This window comes from Mycobacterium sp. E2733 (assembly GCF_001667585.1).
In the GTDB taxonomy this organism is placed as follows: domain Bacteria; phylum Actinomycetota; class Actinomycetes; order Mycobacteriales; family Mycobacteriaceae; genus Mycobacterium.
This window is the reverse complement of the sequence record NZ_LZJZ01000130.1, coordinates 35,939-51,695: the sequence shown is the minus strand read 5'-3', so window position 1 is coordinate 51,695 and position 15,757 is coordinate 35,939. Positions and strand designations below refer to the sequence as shown.

Genomic DNA, 15,757 nt, shown 5'->3' with positions numbered 1-15,757 from the left:
CAGGCGCCCGGTTGGGAACAACCATGACCGATGCAGCGAGCAAGCCCGATCTCGGCCGGTTCGGATCGTTCGGACGCGGCGTGACGCCAGAACAAGCCAAAGACATCGAATCCCTGGGCTACGGGGCCGTGTGGGTGGGCGGTTCGCCGCCGGCCGAGCTGGCCTGGGTGGAGCCCATCCTCGAAGCGACGACCACCCTGCAGGTGGCCACCGGCATAGTCAACATCTGGACGGCCGCGGCCAAGCCGGTGGCGGAGTCGTTCCACCGCATCGACAAGGCCTATCCAGGCCGCTTCTTGTTGGGCATCGGCGTCGGCCACCCTGAGGCGCACACCGAGTACCGCAAGCCCTACGACGCGCTCGCGGAGTACTTGCAGCAGCTCGACGACTACGGGGTGCCCGCCAACCGTCGAGTGGTGGCCGCGCTGGGCCCGCGCGTCCTCAAGCTGTCGGCGGAGCGCGCCGCAGGGGCGCACCCGTACCTCACCACGCCCGAGCACACCGCGCAGGCGCGCGAGTTGATCGGCCCGTCGGCCTTTTTGGCGCCCGAACACAAGGCGGTGCTGACCACCGACCCCGAGAAGGCTCGCGCGGTCGGCCGCAGGGCGCTCGACATCTATTTCCAGCTCGCCAACTACCGCAACAGCTGGAAGCGGCTCGGCTTCACCGACGAGGAGGTCACCAAGCCGGGAAGCGACCGCCTGGTCGACGCGGTGGTGGCCTACGGCACCCCCGAAGCGATCGCGGCCCGGCTGAAGGAGCACCTCGATGCGGGGGCGGACCACGTGCCCGTGCAGGTCCTCACGAAGGATGAAAACCTGGTTCCTGCGCTGGCCGAATTGGCGGGGCCGCTCGGGCTGAGCTAGCAGACGTTAGAGGGGGACGTAGATGACCGAGGCAGTAGGACTCAAACCCGACCTGGGCCGATTCGGTGTATGGCTGCCCACCCGCTCCATCACCCCCGAACTGGCGGCGCGGATCGAGTCGCTGGGCTACGGCGCCGCGTGGATCGGCGGTTCACCGGACGCCGAACTGTCGTGGGTGGAACCGGCCCTCGAGCAGACGACGTCGCTGCAACTGGCGACCGGGATCGTCAACATCTGGACCGCGCCGGCCCGGGCCGTCGCAGAATCTTTCAAGCGCATCGAAAACGCCCATGCCGGAAGGTTTTTGCTGGGAGTCGGGGTTGGACACCCCGAGCGCACCGAGGAATATGCCAAGCCGTACGACGCGCTGGTCTCCTACCTCGACGAACTCGACGCGGCGGTGGTGCCGACCAGTCGCCGGGTGCTCGCGGCGCTCGGGCCGCGCGTGTTGCGGCTGGCGGCGCAGCGCAGCGCCGGCGCGCACCCGTATCTGACCACCCCGCAACACACCGCCAAGGCGCGCGAACTGGTCGGCAAGTCGGTGTTCCTGGCGCCGGAACACAAGGTGGTGCTCACCACTGACGCCGACCACGCCCGCGCGGTCGGCCGGCAGACGGTCGAGTTCTACCTGGGCCTGAGCAACTACGTGAACAACTGGCTGCGGCTGGAGTTCACCGAAGCCGACGTCCGCAAGCCGGGCAGCGACAGGCTGATCGACGCGGTGGTTGCCTACGGCAGCCCGGAGGCCATTGCGCAACGCCTCCGCGAACACTGCGACGCCGGGGCCGATCACGTGGCAGTCCAGGTGCTGGGCGCTGGAGACGACGACGCGCTGATCTCTGCGCTGAGCGAATTGGCCGGGCCGCTGGGGCTGACTAGCGCAAGCTGACCGACCCACTCGGTTAGGGTTTGGGCATGCGGTTACTGGTCACCGGCGGCGCTGGCTTCATCGGCGCGAATTTCGTGCACAGCACCGTCCGCGAGCACCCCGAGGACTCCGTGACGGTGCTCGACGCCATGACCTACGCCGGCCGGCGGGAGTCATTGGCCGACGTCGAGGGCGCCATCCGGCTGGTGGTGGGGGACATCTGCGACACCGAACTGGTCTCCCGGTTGGTCGCCGAGTCCGACGCGGTGGTGCACTTCGCCGCCGAGAGCCACGTGGACAACGCGCTGGACGACCCGGGCCCGTTCCTGCACACCAACGTCGTCGGGACGTTCACCATCCTGGAAGCGGTGCGGCGCCACGGCGTGCGGCTGCACCACATTTCGACCGACGAGGTCTACGGCGACCTCCAACTCGACGACCCCCACCGATTCACCGAGTCGACGCCGTACAACCCGTCGAGCCCGTACTCGGCCACCAAGGCCGGCGCCGACATGCTGGTCCGGGCCTGGGTGCGGTCGTACGGCGTGCGCGCGACGATCTCGAATTGCTCCAACAACTACGGGCCGTATCAGCACGTCGAGAAGTTCATCCCGCGCCAGATCACCAACGTGCTCACCGGCCGGCGGCCGAAGCTGTACGGTGGCGGCGCCAACGTCCGCGACTGGATCCACGTCGACGACCACAACAGCGCCGTGCGACGGATCCTGGAAAAGGGCGAAATCGGCCGCACCTACCTGATCAGCTCCGAGGGCGAACGCGACAACCTGAGTGTGCTGCGCACGCTGCTGAAGATGATGGGTCGCGAACCCGATGACTTCGACCACGTGACCGACCGCGTCGGTCACGATCTGCGCTACGCCATCGACCCTTCGACGTTGTACGACGAACTTTGTTGGGCCCCAAAGCATACCGATTTCGAAGAGGGATTGAGCGCCACCATCGACTGGTATCGTGCCAACGAATCATGGTGGCGCCCTTTGAAGGACGCCGCGGAAGCCCGTTACGAAGAGCGTGGTCAGTAGATGAAGGTTCGCGAACTCGCCATCCCCGGCGCGTGGGAGATCACCCCCACCATTCACGGCGATTCCCGTGGGCTGTTCTTCGAGTGGCTCACCGACCACGGGTTCACCGAATTCGCCGGTCACCGCTTGGATGTCCGGCAAGCGAACTGTTCGGTCTCGTCGGCCGGCGTGCTGCGCGGCCTGCACTTCGCCCAGCTGCCGCCGAGCCAGGCCAAATATGTGACCTGCGTGCGCGGCTCGGTTTTCGACGTCGTGGTGGACATTCGGGAGGGTTCACCGACGTTCGGACAGTGGGATTCGGTGCTGCTCGACGACAAGGACCGCAGGACGATTTACATCTCGGAGGGCTTGGCGCACGGCTTCCTTGCCCTGCAGGACGATTCGACGGTGATGTACCTGTGCTCGGCCGAATACAACCCCCAGCGCGAGCGCACCATTTGTGCGACCGACCCGGCGATCGGGGTCGACTGGCCACTGGTGAACGGTGTGGCCCCCAGCCTTTCCGACCGCGACGCCGCGGCCCCCGGCTTCGACGAGATCCGTGGCGCCGGTCTCTTGCCCAAGTGGGACGAGACGCAGAAGTTTATTGACGGGATGCGTGACCGATAACCGTCACGGGATTTTGGGGTCGCGAGACGGTATAGCGGCGACCAAGCATTCGGTTGGTTGTCTCCTGTGCGAACGCATCGGATCCCATTTTGGCAAATTAATCCCCGCCCGCTCGTGGTAAATGGTGGAATCGGTGGTGCGGGGGAGCGCGAATCCACCTTTGTGGTGCTCAGAAACGCTACGATGGCGTCGAGCAATGGCGCTCGGGCGAAGGGGGCCGATGAAGCTAGGGCACGTCTTCAATCCGCGGAGCAACGCATTGAACGCGTGGCGCCTGCTGCTGGCGGCCGAAGTGATCGTGTGCCACTCCTGGGGGATGACGGGCCGCGTCCCGTCGCTGCGGCCTTTCTATCAGTTACTTCTCAACGTAGGCGTCGACGGGTTCTTTGCGATTTCGGGGTTCCTCATCACCGCGAGTTGGCTCAGCAACCCGCGGCTCCGTGAGTTTCTCGGCGCGCGGGCCCTTCGCATCCTTCCCGGATTTTACGTATGCCTGCTGGTGACGGCCTTCGTCATCGCCCCGATCGGCGTGGCAATGCAAGGCGGCTCGGGTACGAAGCTCATAACCTCCGGCGCGTCGTTGGAGTTTGTCTTGAAAAACAGCGCAGTGGCGCTGTTCAAGTTCGATATCGGCGGCACGCCGCGCGGCATACCGGCGGCGGGTGCGTGGAATGGGTCGCTGTGGTCGCTCATCTGGGAAGTGATGTGCTACCTCGTAGTGGCCGCCATCGGCGTCGTCGGACTCGCCAACCGCCGTTGGATTTCCCCGGCGATATTTGTAGCGGCCCTACTCGGGACCATCTCCTTGCCGACGATTACCGTCGCCGAAGGCACGGGCGATCACCAGCAAGGCGGCGCGGCCTTCGCGCTGATATATCTGGCCGCACGGGCGGCGATCATGTTCTCGGCGGGCGCGTTCCTGTACCAGTGGCGAGATGTGATCCCCGCTCGGTGGTCACTGGTCGCGGTGAGCGTGGTTGTCGTTGCAGCGTCAAGCGTCCTCCCTAACTACCGAATGGTTGCCGCGATCCCGCTTGCCTATGCGGTGATCGTTTCGGGGGCGCTGATCCACAGCCGACGCCTTCGATTGCGTACGGATCTGTCCTATGGCGTCTACATCTACGCGAGCCCGATGCAGCAGGTGCTGGCCATGAACGGGCTTATCTGGCTTACTCCCTTGGCCTTCGCCGCCCTGTCGGCGGTGGTGACGTTGCCGCTGGCCGCGCTGAGCTGGTTCCTGGTGGAGAAGCCGGCACAAGCGTTGAAACATCGCTTGAAACGAAAGGAGCTGGCCTCCCACGTCGCCGAGGATGGGAACGGTTGCGCCGAGCCGGTGGTCGTCACGGACCGGCCGACGGCCCAGGTCCGCGATGCCTTCCCGCCGCACGCGCCGGCGCCCGAGGTACTCAGCCCACAAGTCGCAAACGGGCCGACGACCAACGGCTCCCGCCCGCGTCTCGACCAGCCGGAAATCCCGACGGTCCCGAACAAGGTCGTCGTGCAATTGCATCCGAATCGGACCGCGAAGGATGGGCTCGGATGAGGTCGCCGGGTGCGGCTCGGGCTGCCAGGGTACGAAAAGCCCAGCACCTCAACCGTTCTCGATAAGCCGAACGCCAATCCAGCAGCTGCTGGCAGTCGGCGGCCGCAAATGGCTAAATCCATTCCCGTTCCTCGTCGTTGCGACGACGGCGACGCTGCCGCTGGCCGCGGCAAGCTGGCTTTTAGTCGAGACCCCCCGAGAGCAGACAACGCAAACGGTGCTCGTGCTGCCACGGAGATTCGAGGTACCACGCTTCCTCCGGAATTCCGGGTCACCGCCTGGTCACGGCCGATACGATGGCCGACTACGGGCCGGGTATAGACGACAGGCGGAGGCGGATGAAGCTCGGACTGGTATTCGATCCGCGAAACAACGCGCTGAACGCATTCCGGTTGGCGCTGGCGGCCGAAGTGATGCTCTTTCATTCCTGGCCGATCACGGGTCGCATGCCGCCCGCGCTGATTCTCCAACTGTTCTTCTCCGTGGGCGTTGACGGGTTCTTTGCGATCTCCGGATTCCTCATCAGCGCCAGCTGGCTCAACAACCCACGAGTCCGCGACTACCTGGTCGCTCGAGGCCTGCGCATCCTTCCCGGGTTCTATGTCTGCTTGATCGTGACCGCGTTCGTCATCGCCCCGATAAGTGTGGCGATTCAAGGTGGCTCGGCGGTCAGGCTGCTCCTATCCAGCGACCCGATTGAGTACGTCTGGAAGAACTCGGCGGTGGCTTACCTTCATCAGGGTGTCGGTGCCACACCGAGCGGGATCCCGGATGCGGGGAAATGGGACGCTTCCCTGTGGTCCCTGATCTGGGAATTGATGTGCTACCTGGTCGTCGCTGTCATCGGTGTCACCGGACTCGCCAATCGCCGGTGGGTGTCCCCCGCAATATTGCTGCTGGCGGTGTTCGGGGCAATGGTGCTGCCGCCCCTGACGTTTCCGGGCGTATGGACTATCCCGCAGCTCGCAGTGCGATCGGCGATCATGTTTGCGGCCGGCGCGGTCCTTTATCAGTGGCGAGACGTGATTCCCGCCCGGTGGTCACTGGTCGCGGTGAGCGTGGTGATCGTCCTGGTGGCAGGTCTATTGCCCGATTACCGCGTGGTGGCCGCGATTCCGCTGGCCTATGCCGTAATCGTGTCGGGTGCCTTGATCCACAACAAGCGCCTGAGATTGCGTACGGATCTTTCCTACGGCGTCTACATTTACGCGTACCCAATGCAGCAGTTGCTGGCGGTCTGTGGGCTCATTTGGCTGCATCCGATTGGGTTTTTTCTCGTTTCGGCGTTGGCCACCCTGCCTCTGGCGGCGCTGAGCTGGTATTTGGTCGAAAAGCCCGCGCAAACTCTAAGGTCTCGTCTCAAGCGGAAGTGGTCTGTCCGCGACCTTGCTGAAGTTGGCGAACTTCCCGGTCCCGCGCAGTCGCCAGATCCCCCGCCCACAGCAGCACCGTCAACACCTCCGCTCCCACACTGATCGCGGCGTGTGGCGCGGGCTGCCAGCCCTGCTCGAAAAAGCCCAGAACCCCAACCGTTCTCGATAAGGCGAACGCGACCAGCGACCCGCCCGCCAGGGCGGCACCGGCCCAGCGGAGCCATGCGGGACCGCCCAGGAGGATCAGAGGGGCTATCGCGAACGACGCACTGGCCTGAAACAAGAAGGCGGCGCCGACGTCCGGGATGTGTCGATAGCCGTGCACATAGAGGTAGGCGTGGCTGGTGGCACTGACCGCCAGTGACGCGGCCAGGCCGATGCGAATCAGCAGAGTCATTGCAGCGCCCGCTCTTTCAGCGCCAGGGCCGCCTCGCCCCTGGTGTAACTCACCTCTCGGATGCCGAGCGCGTCCCGAAGCTTGCCGGCGGGCAGGGTGACCGGCTTGGGCGCCGGTCCGTCACCGGGCCGCGGCAGCGGGTACGCGGTCGTCGTCCCGCTGTAGAACGTCACATTGCCTTCCGTCTTGGAAAACAATTGGTGCACATGCCCGTTGAGGCAGGTGACCGACGAGAACCGGCGCAAATAGCTCAGCGCCCGGGCCGCGTCGTCGGTGCCCCAGCCCCAGTTGGGATACATGGCGAACAACGGGATGTGGCTGAACACGATGATGGGAGTGTCGCTCGACAGCCGCGCGACGTCCTTCTCGACGAACGCCAATTGGTCGGCCCCCAGATGCCCGAGCTTGCGCAGGTTCAGGGTGTTCACCAGTGCGATCACGTGCACGCCCGCGGTGTCGAAGCTGTACCAGCCGTCACCGACGGATCCCGCACCGAAGGCGCTTCGATACTTCTGCCCCGCGTCGTCGACCGAGTCGTGCTCCCCGGGCACGGTGAACACGTGCGGCGTCTTGAGTGCCGTCATCATCTGCTTCACCTGGTCGAACTGCTCCGGGCCGGACAGGTGCGTCAGGTCGCCGGTGTGAACGACGAAATCCGGTGTGTAGCCGAGGTTGTTGACCTGCTCGATCGCGTGGCCGAACGTGCCGGCGACGTCCGGGTTGGGCGCCCCGGTGAAGCCGATGTGGCTGTCGCTGATCTGGGCGAACCTCAGGGTGGGCCTGGCGTGCGCGTGCTCGGCCGCCGCACCCGCAACATGCGAAATCACCTCACCGCCAACCACGGCGAAGCCCACCGCCGCCCCGAACCACGCCGTGTGTCGCATCAGCTGGCGGCGACTCATGTTCGGGTTCATCGCGTCACCACCACGCTCCCGCGCATCATCGGGTGGATGGAGCAGACGTAGTCGAAAGTCCCGGCGTCGGAGAAGGTGTGGGTGTAAGTGGCCCCGGTCCCCATCCCGGGTGAGTGGAACGAACCGTCGGACGCGGCCACCGTGTGCGGTTCTTCGTCGCGGTTGGTCCACGTGACGGTGGTGCCCACGGTGACGGTCAGCGTGGCGGGCGCGAACGCGAACCCATCGATGTTGACCTGGTCGCCGCTCACCGGAGCCGCCGGCGCCGTCACGGAGCCGATGGGCATGCTGCTACCGGAGCCGGCGGCGGGCCGCGAAGCCGAGCACCCCGCCAAGAGGACTGTGGCGGCCAAGGCGACCGCGGAGTGTTTTCGAAGCATCATGCCCAGGAATAGGGCGGCGGGTTACACCACTCAGGCCGGCTGATCGGGACGCGGGGGCGCGAACACCTCGATGACGCCGTCGACCTCACGAACCAGCAACGCCGGCAACGGCTTCGGTGCGATCGGCAGTTGATGGGTGAGCACCTGCCCGCTGGGCGAGAACGACGTCGAGTGGCAGGGGCAGCGCAGCGTGTCGTCGGGCGCGTCGAACCAGAGCCGGCACCCTTGGTGCGTGCACACCCCGGAGACGGCCTGAGGCTTGCCTTCGACGCGGCGGACGAATCCGCTGACCGAACCCAGGTCGAAGGGATGCATGACCCCGTCGGGTAGCTGCGAGCTGGCCGCCACCCGCTGCCAGGTCCCGGCGTTGGGCGTGAGCGGCGCATTGTCGGCGGCGGGGACCCCGCCGGACTGACCGGCGATCACGGCTCGGTCGATGGACACGGCGGTGACGGCGGCGGCCGCCGCGGCCGACGTGCCGACGATGACCTGGCGGCGGGTGCTGCTGTGCTTCGGCGCCGCTTGCGGGGGCGCGTCGGACATCTGCTCGGCGAGGCGACCGTGCAGCTCGTCGAGGAATTCCGGGCGCGGGGCCTCGCCCCGGCGCCCGGCCGCGCGCAATTCGATCGCCGTGCGCAGCTGCGCCGCCTCGAAATCGTCGGGCGCGAACGGCCTGGGCCGCCGGCCCCGCAGCAGGTCGTCGACGTATCGGCGCAGCCCTCGCGCGTTCATGGTGAGCCCCCATCGTTGACCTGCGCCGCCAACCGCAGCGCGCGATGCTGGAGCACCTTGGCGTTGACGACGCTGACCCCGAGTTCCGCGGCGGAAGCCTTGATCGAATGCCCTTGCAGGAAGCGCAATTCCAGGATGTGCCGGTAACGGTCCGGCAGGTTGTCCAGAACCCGGGCAACACGCTGCGGCGCGGTGCTGATCGCTTCCTCGCTTTCCGGTGGTTGTTCGATGTCGTCGATCGAGGTTATCTCCCGGCCCAGGGTTTCCCGCCAATGCGCGGCCAGCACCGTGCGCGCGGTGACCCGCAGGTAGGCGCGCACCTCGCCGACGCTCGCGGTCAGCCGGAGCGGCCGCAGCGCGGCGAGAAAGACCTCGGCGGTGAGGTCCTCGGCGTCGGCCCTGTTACCGACCCGGGCGAACAGCGTGCGGTAAACCCAGGACGCGTTGTCCTGGTACACGGCCTCCCAGTCGGGATAGCCATCGTCAAAGCCGCTGTCGGGCACCGCCCGCAGCGGCCGTTTGACGGGTTCGCTTTGTGCCGCCACGTGCCTCCTCCACCCGATGAATATCGGGCCGGGTTACACCGGTTATCACGGTGCGGCAAGCGAGGTTTGTTCACTGAGCAGTTCGTCGAGTTTGGTGGCGGTGGCCGAGAACACCGACTTGGCGATGCTCAGCAGCCGGTCGCGCACGCGGGGCTTCGCCGACGCCGGCGGCAGCAGATGGCCGATCAGATGCCCGAACAAGTCCAAGCGCGCCGCGGACAGCCAGGCGGTCAGGTCCGGATCGTCGAGCCAGCGCAGCTGGTTGCTGTAGTCGGCCAGCGCCAACCGCAACCAGTCGACATCGGTGTCCGGATGGGGCAACGGCACGCAAAGCGCGTTCTTCACCTGGTCGTCGGGGTACCCGGCCTCCACATGCGCGATCAGCGCGGCGCTGAAGATCTGCTGGCATCCGCGCACGCTTTGCAGCGTGATCCGACCGGCGTCGAAAATCGGTGTCGCCGGACGCTTTTCGGCGCCGTCGGCGGTGCAGTCGATGTACAGCGCGTCGCCGTTGTGCCCCACCGTGCCGCCCTCGAGCACCATCCGGTCCGCGTCGGCTCGCAGGAGGTGACCCATGCGCACCACATCGCCGATGCGCCGCAGCTGTTCGAGTTCGGCCCGGGTGACGGTCGCGCAGCGATACATCGTCGGCCGGATCGCCGGATCGATCCGCAGCACACTGCCGGCGTCCTCGAGCCGGGAGAACAAGTCATCGACGGACGCGGCGTCGTTGATCGCGCGCAGCTGCGCGATGAAGCCGGCTTTGATCTTGTCGGCGAACAGGGGCCCCGGCTGCATCGTCGCGCGATCCAGCAGCCAGGAGTCGCGGGGCATGATCCAGGTCAGCCGGTCCGGCGCGATGCCCTGGCCGAGCAGCCACAGGCAGGTGTCGATGCCGGTCTTGCCCGCGCCGACGATCACGTAACGCTGGTGCGCGCCGAGCCTGGGCAGGTCGTTGGGGGGCACGCAGGTGATGCCGGGCGCGACCGGGTAGGGCGGCGGGCGCATGGCCGGCACCGTGACGTGCATGTACGTGGCGTCGACGATGCGGCGCGCCGCGTCGACGGTGTGGTCCCCGCCGGCGAGCGTGGTGAAGCGGCCATCACCGCGGTATTCGCTCATCGGGAAGTAGGAGACGCGCCCGCTCGCCAACAGCTGCTGGCGCATCACATGGTCGTAGTAGGCGCACACCTCCCCGGCGGTGGCCAACTCGTAAAGCCCTCGGTTCCAACCGATTTGGTCGATGGAGTCGCTGCCGAGGCGAAGCGAATTGACGCCGTAGAACGCCGACGGCTGATGCAGCCGCACGAACGGGTAGGCCATGTTCCAGTGCCCGCCCGGCTGGTGATTGCGGTCCACCAGCACCACGCGGGCGTCCGTCTCGGACACCAGCGTGTCGACGAACGCCATGCCCATGGCGCCCGCGCCGACCACCAGGTAGTCGGCCTCGATGGTGTGCATACGCCTGAAGGCTAGCCTGCTCCGCCGAGGTCGGCCGCCGCGGCGCGGAGGTCGTTCAAGGCTTTGCGAGCCAGTTCGGCGAGGTCTTGCTCATTCTCTGCGGCAACCAATTCGGCGTAGGCCTCCTTGAACGCGAGCACCCCCAACTCGGCCGCCAGGGCCGCGGCGCGGGCCGGTACCCCCCGCGCGCGCAGCGCGTCCGCCATGGCCGCGGCGAGGCCGACCTGTTTGAGCGCGTCGCGCTCCTGCAACTCGGTGCTGGTGGCGATGACGGCTTGCACCCGGGGACCGAGCTCGCGGTTGAACGGCGTCATCGGCCCTGCGGCCCGATCGAGCCCCGCGGCGACGGCGGCGAGCGGACTCGCATCCGCCGGAGCCGAGGCGATGCCGTCGGTCAGGAGTTGCGCCAGGGTCTCCTGACCGGCCGCCAGCACCTCGCGCTTATCGGGGAAATACCGGAAGAACGTGCTCTTGGTCAGGCCGGCCTGATCGGCGATCTCGGCGACGGTGGTCCGGTCGTAGCCCTGCTCGGAAAACAGCTGCAGCGCGGCGGCGACCAGCCGTGCTCGCGCATCCGGTTCCCAGCGGGGCATCCCGCCATCGTAGGTGATGGGACTTTTATCCCATCACTCTGTAGCGTGATGAGACATCAGTCCCATCACTCAGAGGAATTGCTCATGCGCGTTTTCGTCACGGGTGCCACCGGCGGGATCGGCTTGGCCGTCGTGCCCGAGCTGATCGGCGCGGGTGGGTGGCGACCCACCCACCCGAGACTGCTCGAGGACTTGGAGGCCGGCGGCTATCCGGCGTGAAACCGGTGTCCTTGCGACGCCCGGCGACGGTTACTAGGATATCCAAGTATCCGCCTCTCCTGTGCGTACGAACCCGAGGACACCATGACCACACAGATCCCCCACTTCATCGATGGGCAGCGCACCGCCGGCCAGTCCACCCGCACCGCCGACGTCTTCAACCCCAGCACCGGCGAGGTGCAAGCGCAGGTGCCGATGGCCGGCAAGGCCGACATCGACGCCGCGGTGGCCTCGGCCGTCGAGGCCCAAAAGGGTTGGGCCGCGTGGAATCCGCAGCGGCGAGCCCGCGTGCTGATGCGATTCGTCGAGCTCGTCAACGACCACATGGACGAGCTCGCCGAGATGCTGTCCCTCGAACACGGCAAGACGCTGGCCGACTCGCGCGGCGACGTCCAGCGCGGCATCGAGGTCATCGAGTTCTCCATCGGGATTCCGCACCTGCTCAAGGGCGAATACACCGAGGGCGCCGGCCCGGGCATCGACGTCTACTCGCTGCGCCAGCCCCTGGGCGTGGTTGCCGGCATCACGCCGTTCAACTTCCCGGCCATGATCCCGCTGTGGAAGGCCGGGCCGGCCCTCGCGTGCGGCAACGCCTTCGTGCTCAAGCCGAGCGAGCGTGACCCGTCGGTTCCGGTACGGCTGGCCGAGCTCTTTCTCGAGGCCGGCCTCCCGCCGGGCGTCTTCCAGGTCGTGCACGGCGACAAGGAAGCCGTCGACGCCATCCTGCACCACCCCGACATCCAGGCGGTGGGCTTCGTCGGCAGCTCCGACATCGCCCAGTACATCTACGCCACGGCCGCGGCCACCGGGAAGCGGTCGCAGTGCTTCGGCGGCGCGAAGAACCACATGATCGTGATGCCCGACGCCGATCTGGACCAGGCCGTCGACGCGCTGATCGGCGCCGGGTATGGGAGCGCCGGCGAACGGTGCATGGCGATCAGCGTCGCGGTGCCCGTCGGCGAGCGAACCGCGGAACGGTTGCGCGCCAGGCTCGTTGACCGGATCAACAACCTGCGTGTCGGGCACAGCCTGGACCCCAAGGCCGACTACGGTCCGCTGGTCACCGAGGCCGCGCTGGCGCGGGTGCGCGACTACATCGGCCAGGGCGTCGAAGCGGGCGCCGAACTGGTGATCGACGGCCGCGAGCGTGCGAGCGACGACCTGACCTTCGACGATGCCAGCCTCGAGGGCGGATTCTTCATCGGCCCAACGTTGTTCGACCACGTCACCCCCGAGATGTCGGTCTACACCGACGAGATCTTCGGGCCGGTGCTGTGCATCGTGCGCGCCCACGACTACGAGGAGGCGCTGCGGCTGCCGTCGGAGCACGAGTACGGCAACGGCGTGGCGGTGTTCACCCGCGACGGCGACGCCGCCCGCGATTTCGTCTCCCGGGTGCAGGTGGGCATGGTCGGCGTGAACGTGCCGATCCCGGTTCCGGTGGCCTACCACACCTTCGGCGGTTGGAAGCGCTCCGGATTCGGCGACCTCAACCAGCACGGCCCGTCGTCCATCATCTTCTACACCAAGACCAAGACGGTGACGTCGCGGTGGCCGTCCGGCATCAAGGACGGCGCCGAATTCGCCATCCCCACAATGGATTAGGGCCCTATGTTCACCCTCAACGACGACGAGCGGGTCATCACCGAGACGGCGGCCGCGTTCGCCGCCAAGCGCCTCGCCCCGCACGCCCTGGAATGGGACGCCGCCAAACACTTCCCGACCGACGTGTTGCGCGAATCCGCCGAGCTCGGCATGGCGGCGATCTACTGCCGCGAGGACGTCGGCGGCAGCGGCCTGCGCCGGCTCGACGGGGTCCGCATCTTCGAACAGCTGGCCATCGCCGACCCGACGACCGCCGCGTTCCTGTCCATCCACAACATGTGCGCGTGGATGATCGACAAGTTCGGCACCGCCGAGCAGCGCAAGGCCTGGGTGCCGCGGCTGGCCTCGATGGACGTTATCGCCAGTTACTGCCTCACCGAGCCGGGTGCCGGCTCGGACGCCGGCGCGTTGAGCACCCGGGCCGTCCGGGAGGGCGGCGATTATGTGCTCGACGGCGTCAAGCAGTTCATCTCCGGCGCGGGCGCATCGGACGTCTACGTGGTGATGGCCAGGACCGGCGGCGAGGGTCCGCGCGGCATCTCGGCCTTCGTCGTCGAAAAGGGCGCCGCGGGGCTCAGTTTCGGGGCGCTGGAAGAGAAGATGGGCTGGCATGCCCAGCCCACCGCGCAGGTGATTCTGGAGGGCGTGCGGGTACCCGCCGAGGCCATGCTGGGCGGAGCGGACGGCGAAGGCGCCGGCTTCGGGATCGCGATGAACGGCCTCAACGGCGGCCGGCTCAACATCGCGGCGTGCTCGCTGGGGGGCGCCCAGTCCGCGTTCGACAAGGCCGGTGCCTACGTGCGGGAACGCGAGGCGTTCGGCAAGGCCTTGCTCGACGAGCCCACCATCCGGTTCACCCTGGCCGACATGGCCACCGGGCTGGAAACGTCGCGAATGATGTTGTGGCGGGCCGCGGATGCGCTGGACAACGACGACCCCGACAAGGTCGAGCTGTGCGCGATGGCCAAGCGCTACGTGACCGACACCTGCTTCGACGTGGCCGATAAGGCCCTGCAGCTGCACGGCGGCTATGGCTACCTGCGTGAGTATGGTCTCGAGAAGATCGTCCGCGATCTGCGGGTGCATCGAATCCTGGAAGGGACCAACGAAATCATGCGGGTGGTCATCGGCAGGGCCGAGGCCGCGCGCGTGCAGGCGAGCGCGTAGAAAGGTCGGCGATGACCGAGCACCTGACGGTGGCTTTCCTGGGTCTGGGCAATATGGGCGGGCCGATGTCGGCGAACCTTGTTGCCGCCAAACATGCGGTGCGCGGGTTCGACCCCGTGCCGGCCGCCGTCGCCGCCGCAGCAGGCAACGGGGTCACCACGTTCGACACCGCGGCCGACGCGGTGACGGGGGCCGACGTGGTGATCACCATGCTGCCCAACGGCGACCTGGTGAAGCGGTGCTACGCCGACGTGCTGCCGGCCGCCCGGTCGGGCGCACTGTTCATCGACAGCTCCACCATCTCGGTCAACGACGCCCGCGAGGTGCACGCGCTCGCCGAATCGCAAGGGGTCGCGCAGCTGGACGCGCCCGTCTCCGGCGGGGTGAAGGGCGCCGTCGCCGGGACGCTGGCGTTCATGGTCGGCGGCGACGAGGCGGCCCTGGAGCGCGCCCGTCCCGTGCTGGAACCCATGGCGGGCAAGGTCATTCACTGCGGCGCGGCCGGTGCCGGGCAGGCGGCCAAGGTGTGCAACAACATGGTGCTGGCGGTGCAGCAGATCGCCATCGGCGAGGCGTTCCTGCTGGCCGAAAAGCTCGGGCTCTCGGCGCAGTCGCTCTTCGACGTCATCACCGGCGCGACCGGCAACTGCTGGGCCGTGCACACCAATTGCCCGGTGCCGGGACCGGTGCCGACTTCGCCGGCCAACAACGACTTCAAGCCGGGTTTCGCGACCGCACTGATGAACAAGGACCTGGGCCTGGCCATGGACGCGGTGGTCTCGACCGGATCGGCGGCGCCGCTGGGCAGACACGCCGCCGAGATCTACGCCAAGTTCGCGGCCTCCCACGCCGACAAGGACTTCAGCGCGGTGATCGAGATGCTGCGCGACAGCTGAGTCCGGCCTCGGCGAAGGATGGTCTCTGGTTCAATCCGAGAAGTCGCCCGCGTCGCGGCGCAGCGTCTCGATCGATGAAACCAGCGCCCGCGCTTCGGCTTCGGACATTCCGATGTCGGCGAACACCTGCTCGTTGAGCGTCACCGTGGCGTCCTCGACCGTCGAGCGGCCCAGGTCGGTGATCTGCACCAGGGTGGTGCGCCCGTCGGTGGGGTGCGGCACCCGCTGCACCAGCCCATCGGCCTCCAGCCGGCGGATCGCATGCGTCACGCTGGTGACGTGGACCTGCAGCCGGTCGGACGCCTTGGTGATGGGCAGCGCGCCGGTCCGGCTGAACGCCAGCAGGCGCAGCAACTCGTAGCGCGAGAAACTCAGGTCGTAGGGACGCAACGCGGTCTCGACGCGGGCCAGCAAGATCTGGTGCGCCCGCATCACCGATGTCACCGCGACCATGCCCTGCGCCACGTCGCTCCAACCGGAGCGCTCCCAGTTGTCGCGCGCCGCGGCGATCGGATCACGCTTCGGCGGTCGTGAGGCAGCCAC

17 protein-coding genes and 2 pseudogenes are annotated in these 15,757 nt (G+C 67.3%); 11 read left to right on the top strand and 8 right to left on the bottom strand.

All coding sequences use genetic code 11. The annotated features are described in order from the left end of the window. The first annotated feature begins 23 nt into the window (after nt 1–23). From A5678_RS23395 to A5678_RS23370, 7 genes and pseudogenes are all read left to right on the top strand, one after another. Entirely contained in the window at nt 24–866 is an 843-nt protein-coding gene (locus A5678_RS23395; RefSeq protein WP_068047584.1) for an LLM class F420-dependent oxidoreductase, read from the top strand. Between the two features lie 22 nt (nt 867–888). Then, on the top strand, nt 889–1,755 hold the full coding sequence (locus tag A5678_RS23390) for an LLM class F420-dependent oxidoreductase (RefSeq protein WP_068047581.1): 867 nt from the start codon (nt 889–891) through the stop codon (nt 1,753–1,755). A 26-nt stretch (nt 1,756–1,781) separates the two neighbouring features. Further along, entirely contained in the window at nt 1,782–2,777 is a 996-nt protein-coding gene (gene rfbB / locus A5678_RS23385) for a dTDP-glucose 4,6-dehydratase (protein ID WP_068047578.1), read from the top strand. Then, complete coding sequence (rfbC, locus tag A5678_RS23380; protein WP_068047575.1) at nt 2,778–3,386, top strand: dTDP-4-dehydrorhamnose 3,5-epimerase; 609 nt, start codon at nt 2,778–2,780, stop codon at nt 3,384–3,386. It begins immediately after the preceding gene. Nucleotides 3,387–3,606: 220 nt separating this feature from the next. Further along, nucleotides 3,607–4,671 (top strand): annotated as a pseudogene (locus A5678_RS23375) (acyltransferase family protein); the annotation flags it as partial. Nucleotides 4,672–5,002: 331 nt separating this feature from the next. Beyond that, nucleotides 5,003–5,119, top strand: a pseudogene (locus A5678_RS28090) (acyltransferase); the annotation flags it as partial. Nucleotides 5,120–5,267: 148 nt separating this feature from the next. Further along, complete coding sequence (locus tag A5678_RS23370; RefSeq protein WP_082945704.1) at nt 5,268–6,404, top strand: acyltransferase; 1,137 nt, start codon at nt 5,268–5,270, stop codon at nt 6,402–6,404. On the opposite strand, the gene A5678_RS28085 is transcribed toward A5678_RS23370, so the two are convergent. The 7 genes from A5678_RS28085 to A5678_RS23340 are packed head-to-tail and all read right to left on the bottom strand — an operon-like array spanning nt 6,289 to nt 11,327. After that, nucleotides 6,289–6,699, bottom strand: coding sequence for a hypothetical protein (locus A5678_RS28085; protein WP_231983742.1), 411 nt, complete (start codon nt 6,697–6,699; stop codon nt 6,289–6,291). The genes A5678_RS23370 and A5678_RS28085 overlap by 116 nt on opposite strands. Beyond that, a complete protein-coding gene (locus A5678_RS23365) occupies nt 6,696–7,613 on the bottom strand; it encodes a metallophosphoesterase (protein WP_068047569.1) in 918 nt (305 codons plus the stop codon). The genes A5678_RS28085 and A5678_RS23365 overlap by 4 nt, the downstream gene beginning before the upstream one ends. Next, nucleotides 7,610–7,996 carry a plastocyanin/azurin family copper-binding protein gene (locus A5678_RS23360; RefSeq protein ID WP_082945703.1) on the bottom strand — a complete coding sequence of 129 codons (387 nt, stop codon included), beginning with the start codon at nt 7,994–7,996 and terminating at the stop codon, nt 7,610–7,612. Before A5678_RS23360 ends, A5678_RS23365 begins: the two co-directional genes overlap by 4 nt. 30 nt (nt 7,997–8,026) lie before the next feature. Further along, complete coding sequence (locus A5678_RS23355; RefSeq protein WP_068047564.1) at nt 8,027–8,728, bottom strand: Rieske (2Fe-2S) protein; 702 nt, start codon at nt 8,726–8,728, stop codon at nt 8,027–8,029. Continuing rightward, complete coding sequence (locus A5678_RS23350; RefSeq protein WP_068047561.1) at nt 8,725–9,273, bottom strand: RNA polymerase sigma factor; 549 nt, start codon at nt 9,271–9,273, stop codon at nt 8,725–8,727. The genes A5678_RS23355 and A5678_RS23350 overlap by 4 nt, the downstream gene beginning before the upstream one ends. Nucleotides 9,274–9,318: 45 nt before the next feature. After that, a complete protein-coding gene (locus A5678_RS23345) occupies nt 9,319–10,734 on the bottom strand; it encodes an NAD(P)-binding protein (protein ID WP_068047558.1) in 1,416 nt (471 codons plus the stop codon). Between the two features lie 11 nt (nt 10,735–10,745). Continuing rightward, nucleotides 10,746–11,327 (bottom strand): TetR/AcrR family transcriptional regulator, encoded by a 582-nt coding sequence (locus A5678_RS23340; RefSeq protein WP_068047555.1) that lies wholly within the window; start codon nt 11,325–11,327, stop codon nt 10,746–10,748. Nucleotides 11,328–11,411: 84 nt separating this feature from the next. On the opposite strand from A5678_RS23340, the gene A5678_RS28235 reads away from it, so the two are divergent. The 4 genes from A5678_RS28235 to mmsB all read left to right on the top strand — a co-directional run bounded on the left by A5678_RS28235 (nt 11,412) and on the right by mmsB (nt 15,214). Then, a complete protein-coding gene (locus A5678_RS28235; protein WP_255396940.1) occupies nt 11,412–11,546 on the top strand; it encodes a hypothetical protein in 135 nt (44 codons plus the stop codon). An 84-nt stretch (nt 11,547–11,630) separates the two neighbouring features. Further along, nucleotides 11,631–13,151, top strand: a complete 1,521-nt coding sequence (locus A5678_RS23335) for a CoA-acylating methylmalonate-semialdehyde dehydrogenase (protein WP_068047552.1) — start codon at nt 11,631–11,633, stop codon at nt 13,149–13,151. Nucleotides 13,152–13,157: 6 nt separating this feature from the next. After that, nucleotides 13,158–14,318 (top strand): isobutyryl-CoA dehydrogenase, encoded by a 1,161-nt coding sequence (locus A5678_RS23330; protein WP_068047549.1) that lies wholly within the window; start codon nt 13,158–13,160, stop codon nt 14,316–14,318. Between the two features lie 11 nt (nt 14,319–14,329). Next, a complete protein-coding gene (gene mmsB, locus A5678_RS23325) occupies nt 14,330–15,214 on the top strand; it encodes a 3-hydroxyisobutyrate dehydrogenase (protein ID WP_068047545.1) in 885 nt (294 codons plus the stop codon). A 30-nt stretch (nt 15,215–15,244) separates the two neighbouring features. Here the strand turns inward: mmsB and A5678_RS23320 are convergent, their stop codons facing one another. Further along, the gene (locus tag A5678_RS23320) at nt 15,245–15,757 is read right to left on the bottom strand and encodes a MarR family transcriptional regulator (protein ID WP_068047543.1); all 513 of its coding nucleotides are present in this window, start codon (nt 15,755–15,757) and stop codon (nt 15,245–15,247) included.